We start from the raw sequence: 18,540 nt of genomic DNA, 5'->3' as shown, positions 1-18,540 counted from the left end.
TACAGTGAAGAATATAAACCATTAATAAAACTTTAATGCTGTGTTTTATGATCCACCGGATAGCGGCAATAAAAAAGCCCCGACAGAGCCAGGGCTTAATTGTTATCACACGATGTTACGTCATTTACAGCTTTTCAAAATCATTAACATTGATTGCTGCTAAGCGTAATTCATCAGCTTCTAGCAATTGCTGATGTTCAGCTTGGGTAATGATGTCTTTTTCAAGCGCAACATCAAACAGCTCAAGCATCGGTAACTTAGATTTTAAGTGACCACTACGTTGTGCTTTTTTCAGTTTTTTATACAGGTCTTTGGCTGCATATTTTGCTAAGAATGCATTTTCTACTTCAGCAATACCACTAGTGTCACCCTCAAACTCGCCGCACAGGAACGTAATTCGATTACGAGCAGGGCCAGGTTTAAGCATACCTTTACACACATCAACTGCAGACTTGTCGCTGGGTGCATTAAAGTAATTACCCAGTGGGAAAATCAGCACGCGTAATAATACCCCCGCAATTTTGCTTGGGAAGTTACGGATAGCATCGTCTAGTGCTTTCGCCGCTAAATGTAAACGCTCAGTCATTGCGTAATGCACTGCAGGTAAATCGTCTTGTTGACGGCCGTTGTCTTCAAACAATTTCAATGTCGCTGAAGCAAGATACAATTGGCTTAACACATCACCCATACGCGCAGAAATCATTTCTTTACGCTTAAGGTCGCCGCCCATAATCAACATCGATAGATCAGTCATGATTGCAAGTGATGACGAAATACGCGTCATGTCACGGTAATATTGCTGAGTAGGACCACTCACTGGTGCACTGGCAAAACGACTGCCCGTTAACGCGCTACCGAATGAACGTAGAGCATTACCTATCGCATATCCCATATGGCCAAGCAGTAACGAATCGAAACGATCTAATGCCGATGTTTCATCTTCCATCGCAGCGGCTTCCATTTCAGCCAATACATATGGATGACAACGTGTTGCACCTTGACCAAAAATCATCAATGAACGCGTTAGAATGTTTGCACCCTCAACCGTAATCGAGATTGGGTTAGCCATAAATGCATGGCCTAAATAGTTTTTAGGCCCTAATTGAATCCCCTTACCTGACTGAATATCCATTGCATCTTCTAGCACATCACGACCAAGTTCTGTCATGTGGTACTTAGCAATTGCAGTCACAACTGAAGGCTTCACTTTTAAGTCGATACCTTGAGTGGTTAAACGACGTGCCGCTTCGAGCTGATAGGTGTTGGCAATAATACGCGCCATGGCTTCTTGTACGCCTTCAAAATTACCAATAGGCATACCAAACTGCTGACGAACATAACTGTAAGCTGTGGTGGTTTTAGTCGACACATGGCCAGATGCTGTTGCAAGTGCAGGTAATGAAATACCGCGACCCGCTGACAAACATTCAACCAGCATACGCCAACCTTTACCCGCATATTGAGGGCCACCAATAATCCACTCTAACGGGATAAACACATCTTCGCCGCTTGTGGTACCGTTCATAAACGCCATCATTAATGGGTTATGACGACGGCCAATTTCTACGCCTTCGTGATCCGTTGGGATTAAAGCACAGGTAATACCTAGGTTTTTAACATCACCGAGTAAACCATCAGGATCGCGCATTTGAAAGGCTAAGCCTAATACCGTTGCAACAGGTGCAAGCGTAATGTAACGCTTGTTCCACGTTAAGCTTAAACCCAGTGTTTCTTCGCCTTCAAACTCACGGCGACACACAATGCCCACATCAGGGATTGCGCCTGCATCACTGCCCGCTTCTGGGCCAGTTAACGCAAAACAAGGAATGTCTTTGCCGACAGCAAGCGACGGTAACCAGCGCTCTTTTTGCTCTTGAGTACCATAATGAGTTAATAACTCTCCAGGGCCTAAAGAGTTAGGCACCATTACCGTGACTGCCGCACTCACACTGCGTGTGGCAATTTTAGCAACGATAGTTGAGTTAGCATAAGCTGAAAACTCACGGCCACCGTATTTTTTAGGGATAATTAAGGCAAAGAAACCTTGTTCTTTAAAGTATTGCCATAACTCTGGCGGCAAATCTTTACGATTATGAACAATGTCAAAATCATCAATCATGGTTAAGGCTGTTTGAACTTGATTATCGATAAAATCTTGTTCTTCAGCGGTTAAAGTTGGTTTACCGTAACCGTGTAAGGTATTCCAGTTTGGTTTACCGCGGAAAAGCTCACCTTCCCACCACACATCGCCCGCTTCCATTGCTTCTTTCTCGGTCGTCGACAAAGGCGGCAATACTTTTCTGAAGAACGTAAACACAGGACGGGTAATAAACTGCATCCGGATGTTACGTACACCAAAGAGGACAATGATCGCGATAACTAGCAGTATGACGATACTCATTTTATACCTTCTTAATTGTTTAACACAGGGACAGCCACACCAGCTGCCATATATGGAATAACTTTACGAATAATTGCTTCGGTGTTGTTGTGTTCACCATAATCGGCTGCAGCAATTTCATTTAATGCATCTGCTGAAGCCATGGTAAACACGATTGTTCCCAAGGTGAAATGCAAACGCCAAAACATCTCTGCGGGCGGAATGTGTGGTGCACTTGCAACAACCGCTTTCACGAACGTGGCAAGGTGTTCACCATAATGCGTAGTAATAAACCAGCGCAAGTGGCCCTGGCTTTCAATGTAGCCTCGGCCTAACAACTGCAAAAAGATGATTGTGCCGCCATTACGTACTTTATTCAGTTCTAGTAACGGTTTAATTAAAGCAGAAAATATTTCGTTTAGTGATGCATCTTCAGGTGCATTGTGTAAACGTTTAATTTCTATCGCTGCACTTGGCATAAACACATCTAGGTATCTTGCTAATACGGCACGGATTAATTCTTTTTTCGAACCAAAATGGTAATTCACTGATGCTAAATTCACTTCAGCTTTACTGGTAATTAGTCGTAACGAAGTTTCAGAAAAACCTCTCTCAGCAAACAACTTTTCAGCTGCATCGAGTATTCTTGTTTTTGTATCAGTACGGCTTGCCATCCCATGACCCAAGTTAATTTAAACACCCGTTTAAATTAATCATTGAGCGCACAGATGTCAATCGAAATTATTGTATTTTTTGAGTTGAGCGAAGCAGATAAACGACGACAACTGCAGTAAATTTGTCGCTATTATGCAATGCTGACCATTTTTAGGTAAACTAAAGCCGATAAAAAAACAAGGATGCCAATAAATGAACTTCCCTTTAAAACAACCGTCTCAAATTGCCCTTATTGTGTCACTCGTGTTAGGCCTTAGTGCCTGTAACGACACACAAGAATCTGTCAGCACATCTGCAGCAGATAAACAACAAATTACAACTGAACCCAAAATTGACAGTGCGGCTGCAATTGAGTTTATTCATCAAGCTGAAACCGACTTAGCTGCGTTATCTGTTGAAGCCAATCGCGCTGAATGGATTTACTCAAACTTCATTACAGATGATACAGCGGCATTGTCTGCCGCTATGGGTGAAAAAATCACCTCAACATCAGTACGCTATGCTACAGAAGCGGCAAAATATGCAGATGTGAACCTTGACGCCGTTAATAGCAGAAAACTCAATAGTTTACGCAGTAGCTTAGTGTTACCAGCCCCACTTGACCCGGCTAAAAACGCTGAATTAGCCAGCATTGCCTCAGAGCTAAACGGCTTATACGGTAAAGGGAAGTATTGTTTTGCTGATGGTCGTTGTTTAACTCAACCAGAATTGTCTAATTTAATGGCTGAATCGAAAGATCCAGCCGTGCTGCTTGAAGCTTGGCAAGGCTGGCGTGAAATAGCCAAGCCAATGCGACCATTATTTGAGCGCGAAGTTGAACTCGCCAACGAAGGTGCTAAAGATCTGGGTTACGCTGATTTGTCTGAACTTTGGCGCAGCCAATATGATATGAAGCCTGACGAGTTTTCAGCAGAACTTGATCGTTTATGGAACCAAATCAAACCACTATATGACTCATTACACTGTTATGTACGTGGTGAGTTGAACGAACAATACGGTGATGACGTTGCTCCTAAAACAGGCCCTATCCCAGCACATTTACTCGGCAATATGTGGGCACAACAATGGGGCACCATTTATAACAGCGTTGCACCAGAAAATGCCGACCCGGGCTATAACGTTACCGAACTCTTAGCAAAAAATGGCTATGACGAAATCAAAATGGTTAAGCAAGCGGAAGGCTTTTTCACATCATTAGGTTTTGACGCTCTGCCAGAAACCTTTTGGAGTCGCTCGCTTTTTGTTCAGCCACAAGACCGCGATGTGGTATGCCACGCTTCAGCATGGGATTTAGACAATCTAGATGATATTCGCATTAAAATGTGTATTCAAAAAAGTGCTGAAGACTTTACCGTTATTCATCATGAGTTAGGCCATAACTTTTATCAACGTGCTTATAAAAACCAGCCGTTTATCTTCAAAAACTCGGCTAATGATGGCTTCCACGAAGCCATTGGTGACACGATAGCGTTGTCGATTACGCCTAAGTATTTACAAAAAATTGGCTTATTAGACACAGTACCTGATGCCTCTAAAGACATTGGGTTATTATTACGACAAGCCTTAGATAAAATTGCGTTCATGCCATTTGGTTTAATGATTGACCAATGGCGCTGGCAGGTGTTTAACGGCACAATTAAACCAGAGCAGTACAATCAAGCATGGTGGGATTTACGTGAAAAGTACCAAGGCGTAAAAGCCCCTATTGCGCGCACTGAAGCTGATTTTGACCCAGGCGCAAAATACCATGTGCCAGGTAATGTACCCTACACTCGTTACTTTTTAGCCCATGTCTTGCAGTTCCAATTCCACAAAGCATTGTGTGATATTGCTGGCGATACAGGCCCGGTTCACCGTTGCAGTATTTACGGAAACGAAGCCGCTGGAGCTAAATTAAATCAGATGCTTGAAATGGGTTCGAGCCAACCATGGCCTGAAGCCCTTAATGTTGTTACCGGTACTAAACAAATGGATGCCAACGCAGTGTTAGATTATTTTGCGCCCTTACAAGTGTGGTTGAATGAACAAAACACTGAAGCAAATCGTCAGTGTGGATGGTAACGCGTTATCAATAATACGTGACTAACGTAAAACGGGCGCCAATTTAGCGCCCGTTTTTTATCTAAAACCACTACCTTTTCGATTCAACTCACTGTTTTCTATTTTCTTTTGTTGAGACTTTTTCAGCATCACGAAAACAGCGCCTACACCGCCCTGATTACGCGTAGCTGAATGGTAAGCCGTAACAGGTTCCATTTGTTGTAACCAATGACACACGGCTGACTTCATGACTGCTGGGTATGGTTTACTTTTGTAACCTTTGCCATGAATGATTAATACATTACGCTCTCCGCGTTCATATGCACTCAATAAACAATTGACTAAACTGTCACGAGCTTGGCTAAGACGATATTCATGTAAATCTAAGACTGTTTTAATCGGGTATTTACCCAGTCTTAATTGCTTAAACACTTCATCTTGAATGCCGTCGACTTTATAACTGACCATTTCATCTGGCTGCAATGGATGAATTAAATGCGGATCGGTCGGTAATAACTGTAACAATTCGTGTTGTTCTGCCGCTGCTCGCTTTGCCAGTTGGGCCTCTGTTACACTAAGCGGGTTTAACCATGTTTGTGCTGCAATGCTTTGACGCTCAGACTTTAGGGGGGTGACATCTGCCATTTCTTGTAAAAATAAATCATCTTCTTTAAACGACATGGTTTACCTCCTACATACTTTGTAAAGATTATGCGCTTTGGCAAAATCATTGAATAATTTATAGTGATAGAAACGGTAACCTACTACTGTAGTTTGTTGTACCGAATATAAAAAAGAGAAATACTCATTGAAGAAAATATTGATCCGTTTGAATACACTAAGAATTACTGGGGCTGTGCTGGCCTTAGGGTTATGCATTACCACGTTACATTCTGTCGCTGCAGAAACCGTCCCTCATAAAACCCTAAACGCAAATTTTACCCAACTAGCCCATGCATTTGAACAATTAGATCTTTCAAGCATAGAACAAATTTATACTGAAGATGCGGTATACATTTCAGAAACCCAAGAAAAAGGGATTATTCATGGTAAAGTGAATATTGTCAGTTTGTATACCCGTTTTTTTGACAAAATTAAACGTAAGCAAGCCAAACTTGAAGTCGACTTTAGGGTTGTCGTACGTCATACAGATAAAAATACCGCAACCGACATAGGCTATTATTTAGTGCGTTTTCACCCGGGTGCCGACTCCGGCGAGCCAGTCAGTGAGTTTGCAGGTAAGTTTGTGACCATTTTTGCAAAAGACAATGATGGCCAATGGCGGATTAGTGTTGACTCGAATACTCACGCAACCCCCAAATTTTACTATGATGCTAAACCTGTGCCTAACCTATATTACGGTCGTCAATTTATCAGCTCGCCGCACACTGAGACGAGTACAAATCCATAATGAGCAAAGTGATTAACCCTGCCGACTTGTGCCCTTGTGGCAGCCAGCAAGCCTACCAACAATGTTGTTTACCATTGCATACAGACCAATCAGTTGCGCAAACACCTGAGCAACTGATGCGTTCGCGCTATTGTGCCTTTGTGGCGGCTAAATTTGATTATTTACTTGCAACCCATCACCCTGATTACCGCCAAGGGTTAACCGTTGAACAGTTGGCTCAAGGCAATACCCATTGGTTAGGCTTACAAGTGGTAAACGCTAAACAAATTGGCACAACTGGTGAGGTAACGTTTAAAGCTTGGTATATAGCGGGCAAACAGATAGATGCTATACACGAGCGGTCTGCTTTTGTTTTACAGCAAGGTCGTTGGTTTTATACTGAGGGAGAACAAATGCACACGAGATTACCCGCAAGAAATGAGCCATGCATTTGTCATAGTGGTAAAAAGTTTAAACAATGCTGTGCTAAGTTAGCCCATTAATGTTCGACGGGTACCCAGATTTTATGTTGCTCAATAAATTGCGTAAATTCATTAACGCGAATAGCTGGGCTATATAAGTACCCTTGAGCATGATGACAAGCACTTGAGCTTAAAAATGCTTCTTGCTCTTTGGTTTCAACCCCTTCTGCGGTCAACGAAATATTCAAAGCCTTAGCCATCGCAATTATCGCGCTCACAATTTCACGACTTTCACGGCTCGACGAAATATCCATGATAAATGAGCGATCAATTTTTAACTTAGAAATTGGAAATTGTTTCAAATATTTCATTGAACTGTATCCGGTACCAAAATCATCAATTGCTAATCCCACACCCAATTCAGCCAATTCATGGCATAGATTGATTGCGTAGCGAATGTCGCCCATTAATTCAGTTTCAGTGATCTCTAAGATCAAGGTTTTCGGTTTAATACGATAGCGAGTCACTAAACGCCACACTTGCTCGTATAAATTGCCACTAAAAAACTGTCTCGCGGCAACATTAACGTGCATCGCAATGTTAACGTTTTTATGTTGCCATAAATTAAGCTGTTTACATGCTGACTCTAATACCCATTCACCGATGGGGTTTATCATTCCCGTTTGTTCAGCAATTTCAATAAATGCACCAGGATAAAGCACACCTTTTTTAGGGTGATGCCAACGGATTAACGCCTCTGCACCTATGTATTGATTAGTCTTTAAATCCATTAATGGTTGATAGTACAACTCAAACTCACGCCCACGGATTGCTTGATGTAAGTCGCGTTCAATCTCTGCGTTAATGGTAAATTCGCTCAACAGATCTGCATTGAAAAACTGAAAATGCATGTCAGACTTATTTTTAGCATGTTGTAGTGTGATATCGGCACAGGATAAAGGCGTAAATAACCCAGCAACCGACTTAATATCCACTACAGCCAGTGCTGTTTTAGGTTCAATTTTCTCTCGTGATATCACCGATGGCGCGGCAAGGTTTAAATAGAGACGTTTTATCACTTGCTCAAAATCAGCTTGTGCCTCTGGGGTATTATCTTCGTTTTCAGGTAATAAAATGGCAAATTCGTCGCTACCAATCCGTGCGACATCGATGGCGTTTGCCGCGGTGGCAAAATGTTTTAAGCGGCGTGCAATCTCAACCAGTAATGCATCACCTTGCTCATGGCCATGAGTATCGTTAAAACGCTTAAAGCTCAGTAAATCAATGAGTATTAATGTGCCATCAACCGCACGTTCTAACTGTGGAATAAAGTAACTGCGGTTATGCAACCCCGTAAGGTTGCAATGCCAGGCTAGGCGCTCTAATTCTGCTTTATGCAGGTATTCAGCGGAGTTGTCGTAACTCGATACCAACGCATAATGTTTACCTAGTTCAGTCACAAAAGGTGAAAAGTGATAATTCATCCAATAATCACTGCCGTCGGCACGTTTTAGTTTTAGGTTACCCTTAACGACCTCATTGTTGCGTATTTGGCTAATAATGCTGGTGTAAAGCAGTTGGTTATTTTTGAATATATCGAGGTTTTTAGCACTGTGATGTTCAATGGTATTTCTGGGAAGCCCGGTCATTTTTTCATGGGCACCATTTACATACTCAACAATCCCAGTATCGGTATTGACCAGCATCACGACATGCTCTGATTGCTCAGTCGCATTTCGTAATAAGTATATTTGTTCATTACTGTCATAGGTGTGGCGTGTCGCCAGTGTCAGCGCAAGTTGGTCTGCACATTGAATGGCAAATTGAATTGCGGACTTGAGCCATTTGGTCTCTTCACAATGCTCAATCGACAATACCCCTTCAATATGGCCATTAATACGAATGGCAACATCAACACTGGTTAAAATCCCATGTTGTTGATAATAGTCAGAAAATTGATTTATAAGAGATTGTTGCTCTGGATCGCTTGATAAAATATATCGATGAGAGCGAAGCTCAGTAAAGAATTGCGGCTCGATTGTGTTAGTTTGACGTAAAGCGGGATCGTGATGTAATGAGGGTGCAATTTGGCTGGCCACAAGATTGTGCGAACACACAAAATGGTCATCATGGTTTACTTGTTCATTATCAGCATCATTGGACAATAACCAAACAGACACGAATGAGGCATCAAAGTGTTCTTGCAGCAGTTGGCATACTAATGCTGAAGTCTGTGAAAAATCACCTTGTTGTTTAGCACTGGAATTTACAATTAATTCCAATAAGTGCTGTTTCTCTTGTTGATTCATTTAAATCCCGAAACATGGCTTCATTACCGGTTTATCTGGTCTTTATCATTTAAAATGATTTTTATTATTCATTGGTTGTAAACATACCAGATAAATCAACATAAACTTTGGGAGCGAAATCCGCTGTTAGACATAGTCTAGACTATAGATAAGCTATAGCTACTATACTTTTTTAATCAACGGCAGATTACACTTGTTGTCCAAAAACAGCAATCCATTTTATCGTGACTTGTTCCTTTCCATTTACGTTTAAAAAAGAATAAAACTTGATATTTAATAAATGCTTAGCATATTTCTTCGTTAAAAAAAGCCACTAATTTTGTGTTGTTACATGTTGTTACAATGCGTGTTCTAACTGAAAAATCATTTTTTCGACACTAAAAGCAAATTGTAATGACAGAGTAATCCTGTCTGCTTGTTGCTCAATGTTAACTTTAGTGTCGCTAAAGCGTGCTAGCGCGGCTTGTTGCAATTCTTGTGCTTGCGCTAATGCATTCTCACCACTCAGGTTGATTTGCAATAACGTATCATCCGCTTCTACTACCGCACCGATATCCACGTAACTTCCGCAGTCAGTGCAACTATCATTAACAGAATCAGATTGTTGCTGCTTAATTTCTTTGATCATTTTGTCACCTCAGGTGCATGGTTTAATGCACACATGCTAACGTAAACTTTACAAAAATTTGTTTGCCAAGCTCACAAATAAGTAAAAATATTACTTCTTTGTTAAGCATATTGCTGGGCCATAGTTTGGCTTATTTTACGCTGTGTCGCTAATTGATCTACGAAATGCATGTCTTCAATCACAGTGTGTTGTTGGTAACGGTTTAACGCTTTGCGTTTCGTTAACTCATCACAGTTGCTTAATACTTCGACCATGGCGTCGGGTTGCGGCCCTCTTATCACTATCGCTTCTGGCGTTAATGCTTGTTGTAATTGAAATTGACGCGCGCCCTGCTGTTGAAATAGCGGTGCGTTATCGATGAGATGTATATCACTGGTAACATCTACAACCAAAGGTTGTGCTGGCGGTAATGAAAATTGTTTGCGCAATTTTTGATCTACATTGAGATCCTTGTCTAACTGAAATTGAGCCATGTCGCGGGCATCTGCCGATAACATAGCCAATAGTAAACCAAATTCTCCACGACGATTTTGTTCAATCGCCCCATTTAATCGGCCGCCTATTTGTAACTCATTGACTAATGTTGACTCAATTTGCATATAAAAACATCACTACTCTTGTGCATTGATATTTTATCGACCAAATAAATCAAAACTTTAGAATTTTTTTCAATTTTAGGCTTTACATACAAAGGGTTTGTGAATACTATGGCGGCCGCAATTGAGGAGGGGTTCCCGAGTGGCCAAAGGGATCAGACTGTAAATCTGACGGCTCAGCCTTCGAAGGTTCGAATCCTTCTCCCTCCACCATTTGCGTTGTTTTATGATGTACTCGTTTTAGTGATTACCATGGCTAAAACAAAAAGCGTTAAAGTGTAAAAAGAAAGTGAGTTATAAAGAAAACGTGCGGAGGGGTTCCCGAGTGGCCAAAGGGATCAGACTGTAAATCTGACGGCTCAGCCTTCGAAGGTTCGAATCCTTCTCCCTCCACCATCTTTTCTTTGTTATCTTCTTTCGCAGTGGAGGGGTTCCCGAGTGGCCAAAGGGATCAGACTGTAAATCTGACGGCTCAGCCTTCGAAGGTTCGAATCCTTCTCCCTCCACCATTTTACATCTTGCGTTATCTTCGCTTTACTCTCCTGTGTTTCTGTTAATCCTTTATGTTATCTTTGTTTATTACCTTTTGATTTAATTATAAATAATTATCAACTCCCCAGTTAAAAATTTATCACTTCTTTTCGTTATTCATATTGGTTATTATCTATACTCATTTGTAATAACGAGTATTATCATGCCGACAACTTGGGTCAATCAGGCCATCGCTAAAATTGAAGCAGACTACCAACGCTCTGCTGATACGCATTTAATCAAATTAGATTTGCCTCAATTAAGCGGCATTGATATTTATTTAAAAGACGAAAGCACCCATCCCACAGGCAGTTTGAAACACCGTTTAGCCCGTTCATTATTTTTATACGCATTGTGTAACGGTTGGATAAAACAAGGCACACCAATCATAGAGTCTTCGTCTGGCAGTACGGCGGTTTCTGAAGCGTATTTTGCACGTTTGTTAGGGCTACCTTTTATTGCTGTAATGCCAAAAACCACAGCAAAAAAGAAGATACAACAAATAGCGTTTTATGGTGGTCAATGCCACTTTGTCGATAACGGTAGCCAAATGTATGCCGAGTCAGAACGTTTAGCACAAGAGTTAAATGGCCATTATCTAGACCAATTTACTTACGCAGAGCGTGCCACTGACTGGCGTGGTAATAACAACATCGCTGATTCTATTTTTAGTCAAATGGAAAAAGAGCCACATCCAATCCCAAGTTGGATTGTGATGAGCCCAGGCACAGGCGGTACCAGTGCCACCATTGGGCGTTATATTCGTTATCAACAGCAAGCAACTCAATTGTGTGTTGTCGACCCTGAAAATTCAGTATTTTATGATTACTTTCACAGTGGCGATGCCAAGATTGTCAGTAATAAAAACAGTAAAATTGAAGGGATTGGCAGACCAAGAGTAGAACCCTCTTTTATTGCCGGTGTGGTGGATGAAATGTTGCAAATACCCGATGCGGCGTCAGTTGCCACGATTTTATGGTTAGAACAGCTAATTGGCCGTAAAACAGGGGCGTCGACAGGGACTAACTTATATGGTGCCCTTTTATTGGCCACTAAAATGCGTCAAGCAGGCCAAACAGGTTCTATCGTCACCTTAATATGTGATGCTGGCGAACGGTATTTAGATACCTACTATAATCCGCAATGGATCGACAGCAATATAGGCTGTTTTGAGCATTACCGCCAAAAGCTGCAACATTTTGATAAGAGCGGTTTGTTGATTTAATTTTTCATAGCGTAAGGACAACAATGCCGCAGTTAATTTGCGGCATTTTGGCTTCAATCCATCACGTGATATCTAATCAATATTTAAATATTTATGTGTCTGAATAGACAAGCGCCAGTTACGAGCAATACAAACTTTCATGGCTAATGCTGTTGCACGATCTTTTTGGCTTATAGGTTGTAAACAGATGGTTTTTCCTGTGACGTCGATGTCCTTCAGTAATGCATCTAATTCATCAACATGTTTTTCTGTGGCAACTGGGTGCTTAATTTCGTTGGCGCGTGCTAATGCTTGCTCAAGCACTTTATAACCGCCTTTCATGTTTACTTTAGGCGATACCGTCACCCAAACCGCATCATGGCATTTAACCTCAAAAGTGCCACTGGTCTCAATTTGAACTTGATACCCTGCAGTAATAAAATCGTGAGTCATTTCGGTTAAATCATATAAACACGGCTCACCACCCGTTAACACTATGTGCTTAGCAGTAAAGCCTTTATCTTTAAAAGCTTGGATTAAACAGCTACCAGTATGCTCGGCCCATCGACCTATGGTGCCATCGACTTGAATAACTTGCTCTGCGCTGACTTTGTTTTCAGGTAACACATCCCAAGTTTGCTTAGTATCACACCAAGCACATCCAACAGGACACCCTTGCAAACGAACAAAAAGTGCTGGCACGCCAGTAAAACTGCCCTCACCTTGTATTGTTTCAAATACTTCATTAACTGGATATTTCATGTTTACCTTACTTTTTACGTCCAGCCAAGCACCAGACAAACAACAGGGCGGCATTTATAGAGTATTTTACTTCCAGCTGCAAGTATTTACGCCACTGGCTTTGCACTTATGCTGGTGTTAGGTAAAATATCATTTTGATTTTTTCTGAGGGCTTAGGACAATGTCCTAGGTCAATGTTCAGAACGTTAATGAGTATACCCATGTCAGATACATCAGTAAAAAACACCACTAAAGCGCTTGTTGTATTCAGTGGCGGTCAAGATTCGACGACCTGCCTTATTCAAGCTTTGTCGCAATATGACGAAGTTCATGGGATTACTTTTGATTACGGGCAACGCCATCGCCAAGAAATCGAAGTGGCCAAAGCATTAGCCGTTGAACTTAATTTGGCCAGCCATAAAGTCATGGACACAACATTGCTTAACGAGCTGGCGATATCCGCTCTGACACGTGAAGCTATCCCGGTGTCGCATGAATTAATGAACAATGGTTTACCTAACACCTTTGTACCAGGCAGAAATATTCTGTTTTTAACCTTAGCCGGTATTTATGCTTATCAACTTGGCTGTGATGCCATTATTACTGGCGTATGTGAGACAGACTTTTCGGGCTATCCAGATTGCCGTAATGAATTTATACAGTCTATGCAGCAATCGCTCGCTCTCGGTATGGATAAACAGCTTACGATCATTACCCCATTAATGTGGTTAAACAAAGCTGAAACCTGGGCATTGGCAGACAAATATCAACAACTCGACTTAGTGCAACACCAAACCTTAACTTGTTATAACGGTATTGTTGGTACCGGTTGTGGTGATTGTCCTGCTTGCTTATTACGTCAGCGAGGCCTAGATGATTACTTGCAAAACCAAACATCTGTAATGGCATCACTTAATCAAAAAATGGCAAGCAACTAATCCGGCGGATCCACTAAACAGATAAGGTTTTATTGCTAAAAAGTAATAAAACCACCTTTATGAACTAATTTGACTATACTAATTAATTGTTGCAATAAAACACAAAAATGATGTTTAGAGGTAATTTTGGCCAGACATTCTAACGCTGTTGGACCCTATCATTTTTTGGTGATGATCAGTGTCATCTGTATCGCCCTGTTTGCTGCTGACATTCCTACACCCGCCTTTTTTCCTATCGATCAATATTTCAGCTACCGTTACGATGAAATTGGTCATGGACAAGTGTGGCGCTTACTAACAGGCAACTTATTACATACCAATTTGTGGCATTTGCTAATGAATTTGGCGGGGTTTTGGGTCATCGTATTTTTGCACGAGGTGCATTACAAGCGCCATCCAGAAAAACTTGTCATGTTGTTTTTATGCCTATGCCTGTTAGAAGGCATTGGTCTGTACCTGTTTTACCCCAACCTTAAAGCCTATGTTGGATTAAGCGGTATGCTTCACGGCTTGTTTGCTTTTGGCGCCATGATGGATATTCGTAAAGGCTATCTGTCTGGTTACTTATTACTTATTGGGGTGATAGCTAAGGTTGCTTATGAGCAATACTTTGGTGCATCTGCAAGTATCACCGATTTAATCGAGGCCAGAGTGGCAACCGAATCGCATTTGGTCGGGCTTATTTGTGGTTTATTGTGTGCCGTGTGTTGGTCACTGATAGCCAATCGCTTTAAATACAATAAATTGTCTTAATCCTCCTCCCGTAGTGTATAGATTACTGCTCCGTTGGTTTTGTTAGCACTTGTTGATCATCAATGGCCAATGGTGGTGCTGAAAGCTCTGCTTGCTGTGCTTTTTCAACTAGCTTGTTGTATTGCTCTTCTGTAATGAGATAACTATTTAGTACGGGCAACGGCTTAGGTGCAGTTTGTTCAAGTGGAATATTGTTTAATCCGCTAATATCTACCCTTCCATAAATCAGTGCGATCACAACCACCAACATGTGGATCATCAACACGAACAACCAACTATGGTTACTGACAAGTCGGCTCACTTTGTCTTGTAGGCTATTAGATTTGGCGGTTTCAACGTCAGTTAAAAGCAGCTCATTACTTGAGGGGGAAGCCGCGATTGCGCCTGAGAACTGTAACTGTATCTCATCTGCCACCTGTTGTTGATGTTGCTGTAAAAGCTCATCGTTATTGTCATCTTTAGCGTCAACGAACGAGATTATTGTTGGGTCAAAATCAATGTGCGCACTGTCTTTGGCAGAGTGAATACACTGCTCAGCGGCTGGTTTAGCGAGATAATCATCTGAAGCGCACGATTGAGAGTCATGCTGATGAGGATGATTTTTCGATTGAAGTTTATCAGACATAAAAGTGAACAAGCCGAGAATAATTATCTCAGTATAACGTGATTATGCTGTTTCAGTTGCACTAAATGTTACAATTTAAATGACCATCGTTGTGAATCTTTATTAGCAATACTATTTTAAAGCATTGAATAAAAACAACAATTTATTAATTACCAATTTCAGCTTACGCGTGTACTCTTAAATGTAGCATTTTAGTATTTAGGCTGATAGACTAACTTCGCTGAAATCCATACGGCTTAGTCAACAGGATATTATGAACTCTTTAACAGATACATTAACGACTTCTCAAACGGCAACGACCACATCAATATCTGACTATTGCGCAAGAGAAGAATTAGCCAATGCCAGCTCGCATGCCTTAGGTGTTCTCGCAGGTATTGTTGGCTTGGTATTAATGTTAATCAAAGCGCCAGCACAATTATCGTTTGTGCAAACCAGCGGTATTGTGGTGTATGGCTTAAGTATTATTGTGCTGTTTTTGGCTTCTACGTTATATCACTCAAGCCAAAGTGCTGTGTGGCGTAAACGCTTTAAAATGGCTGACCATTGCGCTATTTACACATTAATTGCTGGCACTTACACCCCGCTTATGCTGATCAGTTTACAAAGTCCGCAAGCCCATATCGTACTCAGTGCTATTTGGGCTCTAGCTTTGGGTGGTATTATATTTAAAACCTTGTTTATTGGCCGTTTTAAAGCCTTTAGCGTGGTGCTTTATTTAGTAATGGGCTGGTTGTGTGTTACGGTAATGGATGATCTAAAAAGCCAAATGTCGGCGCTAGGCTTAACCTTGTTGTTTGCTGGAGGATTATTTTACAGTCTTGGAGTGATTTTTTACGTTGGTAAACGCATTCCATTTAATCATGCTATTTGGCACGTATTTGTGCTCGGTGGTGCGTTTAGTCATTTCTTCTGTATCTACTTAACGGTACTCTAAGTCGCCCCTTAACAATCCTTCATGTATATTGCAGTTGTACAATAGCCGCAGTTTTTCTATTATCTGTCGCTAATATTACCACTTTATCGGATCCCCATGATTGCAGTTACACCCATGGAGCGAATATGGTTTATTGTTGACCTTATCCCTCACGGCTGTGTGTTACCTTATGGAATAGTAGCGGATTTGGCAGGACTACCAGGCAGAGCGCGATATGTATCGAGAGCCCTAAAACTCGCACCCGATTCTTTAGCACTACCTTGGCACAGAGTGATAAATAGCCAAGGGAAGATTTCGTTTGCTAAAGACACTGAACCCTATAGGCAACAACAAGAATTACTCAGATTAGAAGGGATAACAGTGAACACTGGCAAGATTTCGTTGTCTCAATATCAATGGAAACCTGATCTTGCAACATTAGTAATGACATTTCCCTTTTAGTTTCAATCTGTTAAATATATTAACTGTTAAGGTATTTATACATTGAGCAATAAACTAACGCGATTTTGTACATTAATACTCTGCATCAGCCCTGCACTCGGTGTGCAAGCTGAGACCTCACAGCAGCCTAACGACAGTGAATCTACTGGACAGTTGAGCAAAAAAGAAACTCAAGTGATTGCAGAAAAAGCAACACAACTTCTCCCTGTCGTGCCATTATCTGAATTTGAAAAAGCCGCAATTTTATCGCCATTAACGGCCCATAAAGCCAACTATAAAGTGTTTTACGGCAGTATCGAATTAGGTGAGGCGACTTATAACTTGCCCGCAACCGATACCGGCTATTACAGCTATCATTTTGACAGTAATGTCAGCTTGTTATTATTGTCAGATAAACGCCAATTAACCAGTGAGTTTACCTTAGAAAATGGCAAACTTATGCCGTTTAGGTATGTGCATGAACGCAGTGGAACAGGCAGTGATTACACTGAGCAAACTGCCTTTGCAAAAGCTCAAGAATTCATTCACACCATATATAAACAAGAAGCACTTAAACTGCCTTACCAGGACAGAGTCTTTGACCCACTCATGGTGCAATTACAATTTAGAATGGACTTAGCCGCCAATACCCGCCCGTTAGATTACAAAATGGTCAAAGAAAAAGAAGTAGATGACTATCAATTTAGAGTATTGGGCAAAGAGCAAGTCGTGTTAGACAGTGGCACTTACGACACCGTTAAAGTGGAAGTGGTTCGTGCGGAAAAGAAAGCAAAAAAACGCCAAACCTATTTTTGGATGGCACCAGATTTAGCTTATTTACCGGTAAGATTAAGCCACTTTTCAAAAGGCAGTAAACAGCTAGACATTCAGTTAGCAAGCTACCAATTTGATAAGCCGTTGCCGCCCATGACCCCGATTGTTATTGACGGACCAGCAACAGATGCTTCGGCATCGATAGATGAACTCGTTGCCGAAGCTGAAAATGATACGCAAATAACAGAATCTGAACTTGATGATATTAAACGATTAGCCGAGGACTAACTCGCCTTTTCTAAATAACTTCCAGTCGCCAGGGCTTAGCACCACCCAGTTTTCATTGTTGGTCAATGGTCTTGTTGCAATCACAGTCACCACGTCATTTGGCGTGGTTTCTTGACTAAAATCAATCACCACATCGGTATCAATCAGAGTTGCCTTACCAAAAGGGGCTCGGCGCGTAATATGACATAAATTATTAGTACAATATGCCATTAAATCTATACCATTACTCAATAACATATTGAACACGCCTAGCTCACGTATTTCATCAGCAAGCGTGGCAATATAGTCAAATACCGGCTGCATGTTTTCAGGTTCTTGTTCACCAAAATGGTTAACAACGGATTCTAAAATCCAGCAAAAAGCCAACTCACTATCAGTGTCACCGACAGGCTGAAAACGAGATACCGTAAATTTGTCATGGTATTCAGATAATTGCCCATTATGGGCATAAGTCCAATATCGTCCCCACAGTTCACGAGTAAAAGGGTGAGTATTAACCAGCGACACACAACCTCGATTTGCTTGTCGAATGTGGCTCACCACAATCTCACTCTTAATCGGATAAGATTTAATCAAATCGGCGATATGCGATTTACTACTCGCAGATGCGTCTTTAAAAGTGCGATTACCTTTGCCTTCGTAAAACGTAATTCCCCAGCCATCAACATGCGGCCCGGTCACCCCACCACGTTCGGCTAAGCCTGTAAAACTGAAAACAATATCTGTTGGCACATTGGCACTCATCGCCAGTAATTCGCACATTAAACTTGCCTTTATAGTTGTAAAATTGAACCATTTTGACCGATTTTAATAAGTCGAACGTATTGTATCTACTATGCTTATTGAGTGGAACGTTTCAAACACACAAATTTTCAAACAATTGTTTGAA

General features: G+C 41.3%; 19 protein-coding genes and 3 tRNA genes. 13 read left to right on the top strand and 9 right to left on the bottom strand.

All coding sequences use genetic code 11. The annotated features are described in order from the left end of the window. Nucleotides 1–124: 124 nt before the first annotated feature. Both PQR79_RS04120 and psrA read right to left on the bottom strand, forming a co-directional pair. A complete protein-coding gene (locus PQR79_RS04120; protein WP_238103966.1) occupies nt 125–2,401 on the bottom strand; it encodes an acyl-CoA dehydrogenase in 2,277 nt (758 codons plus the stop codon). Nucleotides 2,402–2,412: 11 nt separating this feature from the next. Next, nucleotides 2,413–3,054 (bottom strand): TetR family transcriptional repressor PsrA, encoded by a 642-nt coding sequence (gene psrA / locus PQR79_RS04115; RefSeq protein ID WP_188920893.1) that lies wholly within the window; start codon nt 3,052–3,054, stop codon nt 2,413–2,415. A 193-nt stretch (nt 3,055–3,247) separates the two neighbouring features. On the opposite strand from psrA, the gene PQR79_RS04110 reads away from it, so the two are divergent. Then, nucleotides 3,248–5,116, top strand: coding sequence for a M2 family metallopeptidase (locus PQR79_RS04110; protein WP_238103968.1), 1,869 nt, complete (start codon nt 3,248–3,250; stop codon nt 5,114–5,116). A 57-nt stretch (nt 5,117–5,173) separates the two neighbouring features. Here PQR79_RS04110 and smrA read toward each other — a convergent pair whose 3' ends face one another. After that, nucleotides 5,174–5,776: a DNA endonuclease SmrA gene (smrA, locus tag PQR79_RS04105; RefSeq protein WP_238103970.1), complete on the bottom strand. Its 603-nt coding sequence runs from the start codon at nt 5,774–5,776 to the stop codon at nt 5,174–5,176. Nucleotides 5,777–5,903: 127 nt separating this feature from the next. On the opposite strand from smrA, the gene PQR79_RS04100 reads away from it, so the two are divergent. Together PQR79_RS04100 and PQR79_RS04095 are read left to right on the top strand one after the other, a co-directional pair. Further along, nucleotides 5,904–6,506 carry a YybH family protein gene (locus PQR79_RS04100; protein WP_238103972.1) on the top strand — a complete coding sequence of 201 codons (603 nt, stop codon included), beginning with the start codon at nt 5,904–5,906 and terminating at the stop codon, nt 6,504–6,506. After that, nucleotides 6,506–6,988 carry a YchJ family protein gene (locus tag PQR79_RS04095; protein ID WP_238103974.1) on the top strand — a complete coding sequence of 161 codons (483 nt, stop codon included), beginning with the start codon at nt 6,506–6,508 and terminating at the stop codon, nt 6,986–6,988. The genes PQR79_RS04100 and PQR79_RS04095 overlap by 1 nt, the downstream gene beginning before the upstream one ends. Here the strand turns inward: PQR79_RS04095 and PQR79_RS04090 are convergent. The 3 genes from PQR79_RS04090 to PQR79_RS04080 all read right to left on the bottom strand — a co-directional run bounded on the left by PQR79_RS04090 (nt 6,985) and on the right by PQR79_RS04080 (nt 10,443). Continuing rightward, nucleotides 6,985–9,216 (bottom strand): bifunctional diguanylate cyclase/phosphodiesterase, encoded by a 2,232-nt coding sequence (locus PQR79_RS04090; RefSeq protein WP_238103976.1) that lies wholly within the window; start codon nt 9,214–9,216, stop codon nt 6,985–6,987. The genes PQR79_RS04095 and PQR79_RS04090 overlap by 4 nt on opposite strands. A gap of 337 nt (nt 9,217–9,553) precedes the next feature. Further along, complete coding sequence (locus PQR79_RS04085) at nt 9,554–9,844, bottom strand: DUF406 family protein (protein ID WP_238103978.1); 291 nt, start codon at nt 9,842–9,844, stop codon at nt 9,554–9,556. Nucleotides 9,845–9,945: 101 nt separating this feature from the next. Further along, nucleotides 9,946–10,443 (bottom strand): VC2046/SO_2500 family protein, encoded by a 498-nt coding sequence (locus tag PQR79_RS04080; RefSeq protein ID WP_238103981.1) that lies wholly within the window; start codon nt 10,441–10,443, stop codon nt 9,946–9,948. 125 nt (nt 10,444–10,568) lie between these two features. Between PQR79_RS04080 and PQR79_RS04075 the strand changes: the two genes are divergently transcribed. From PQR79_RS04075 to PQR79_RS04060, 4 genes are all read left to right on the top strand, one after another. Next, nucleotides 10,569–10,653: transfer RNA gene (locus PQR79_RS04075), tRNA-Tyr, on the top strand. 98 nt (nt 10,654–10,751) lie between these two features. Beyond that, nucleotides 10,752–10,836 (top strand) — tRNA-Tyr (locus PQR79_RS04070). A 28-nt stretch (nt 10,837–10,864) separates the two neighbouring features. After that, a tRNA-Tyr gene (locus PQR79_RS04065) sits at nt 10,865–10,949 on the top strand. A gap of 185 nt (nt 10,950–11,134) precedes the next feature. After that, nucleotides 11,135–12,196: a PLP-dependent cysteine synthase family protein gene (locus tag PQR79_RS04060; protein WP_274408387.1), complete on the top strand. Its 1,062-nt coding sequence runs from the start codon at nt 11,135–11,137 to the stop codon at nt 12,194–12,196. A gap of 72 nt (nt 12,197–12,268) precedes the next feature. Here PQR79_RS04060 and queE read toward each other — a convergent pair whose 3' ends face one another. Beyond that, the gene (gene queE / locus PQR79_RS04055) at nt 12,269–12,937 is read right to left on the bottom strand and encodes a 7-carboxy-7-deazaguanine synthase QueE (protein WP_238103983.1); all 669 of its coding nucleotides are present in this window, start codon (nt 12,935–12,937) and stop codon (nt 12,269–12,271) included. Here queE and PQR79_RS04050 point away from each other — a divergent pair. The 3 genes from PQR79_RS04050 to rrtA all read left to right on the top strand — a co-directional run bounded on the left by PQR79_RS04050 (nt 12,936) and on the right by rrtA (nt 14,607). Then, nucleotides 12,936–13,058 carry a hypothetical protein gene (locus tag PQR79_RS04050; RefSeq protein WP_274408386.1) on the top strand — a complete coding sequence of 41 codons (123 nt, stop codon included), beginning with the start codon at nt 12,936–12,938 and terminating at the stop codon, nt 13,056–13,058. The genes queE and PQR79_RS04050 overlap by 2 nt on opposite strands. A gap of 79 nt (nt 13,059–13,137) precedes the next feature. After that, complete coding sequence (gene queC / locus PQR79_RS04045) at nt 13,138–13,854, top strand: 7-cyano-7-deazaguanine synthase QueC (protein WP_372943636.1); 717 nt, start codon at nt 13,138–13,140, stop codon at nt 13,852–13,854. 171 nt (nt 13,855–14,025) lie between these two features. Further along, a complete protein-coding gene (gene rrtA, locus PQR79_RS04040; protein ID WP_238104188.1) occupies nt 14,026–14,607 on the top strand; it encodes a rhombosortase in 582 nt (193 codons plus the stop codon). Between the two features lie 22 nt (nt 14,608–14,629). On the opposite strand, the gene PQR79_RS04035 is transcribed toward rrtA, so the two are convergent. Beyond that, on the bottom strand, nt 14,630–15,232 hold the full coding sequence (locus tag PQR79_RS04035) for a hypothetical protein (RefSeq protein ID WP_238103987.1): 603 nt from the start codon (nt 15,230–15,232) through the stop codon (nt 14,630–14,632). Nucleotides 15,233–15,485: 253 nt separating this feature from the next. Between PQR79_RS04035 and trhA the strand changes: the two genes are divergently transcribed. The 3 genes from trhA (at nt 15,486) to PQR79_RS04020 (ending at nt 17,651) form a co-directional block, all read left to right on the top strand. Continuing rightward, the gene (gene trhA / locus PQR79_RS04030) at nt 15,486–16,169 is read left to right on the top strand and encodes a PAQR family membrane homeostasis protein TrhA (protein ID WP_238103989.1); all 684 of its coding nucleotides are present in this window, start codon (nt 15,486–15,488) and stop codon (nt 16,167–16,169) included. Nucleotides 16,170–16,265: 96 nt separating this feature from the next. Further along, a complete protein-coding gene (locus PQR79_RS04025; protein ID WP_238103990.1) occupies nt 16,266–16,610 on the top strand; it encodes an MGMT family protein in 345 nt (114 codons plus the stop codon). Between the two features lie 42 nt (nt 16,611–16,652). Continuing rightward, complete coding sequence (locus PQR79_RS04020; RefSeq protein ID WP_303648224.1) at nt 16,653–17,651, top strand: DUF3108 domain-containing protein; 999 nt, start codon at nt 16,653–16,655, stop codon at nt 17,649–17,651. Here the strand turns inward: PQR79_RS04020 and PQR79_RS04015 are convergent. Continuing rightward, a complete protein-coding gene (locus tag PQR79_RS04015; protein WP_238103992.1) occupies nt 17,637–18,413 on the bottom strand; it encodes a class II glutamine amidotransferase in 777 nt (258 codons plus the stop codon). The genes PQR79_RS04020 and PQR79_RS04015 overlap by 15 nt on opposite strands. Nucleotides 18,414–18,540 lie beyond the last annotated feature (127 nt).

The sequence above is a fragment of the Shewanella metallivivens genome, from assembly GCF_028750675.1.
In the GTDB taxonomy this organism is placed as follows: domain Bacteria; phylum Pseudomonadota; class Gammaproteobacteria; order Enterobacterales; family Shewanellaceae; genus Shewanella; species Shewanella metallivivens.
The sequence above is the reverse complement of the archived record's forward strand: the minus strand, read 5'-3'. Positions and strand labels throughout refer to the sequence as shown.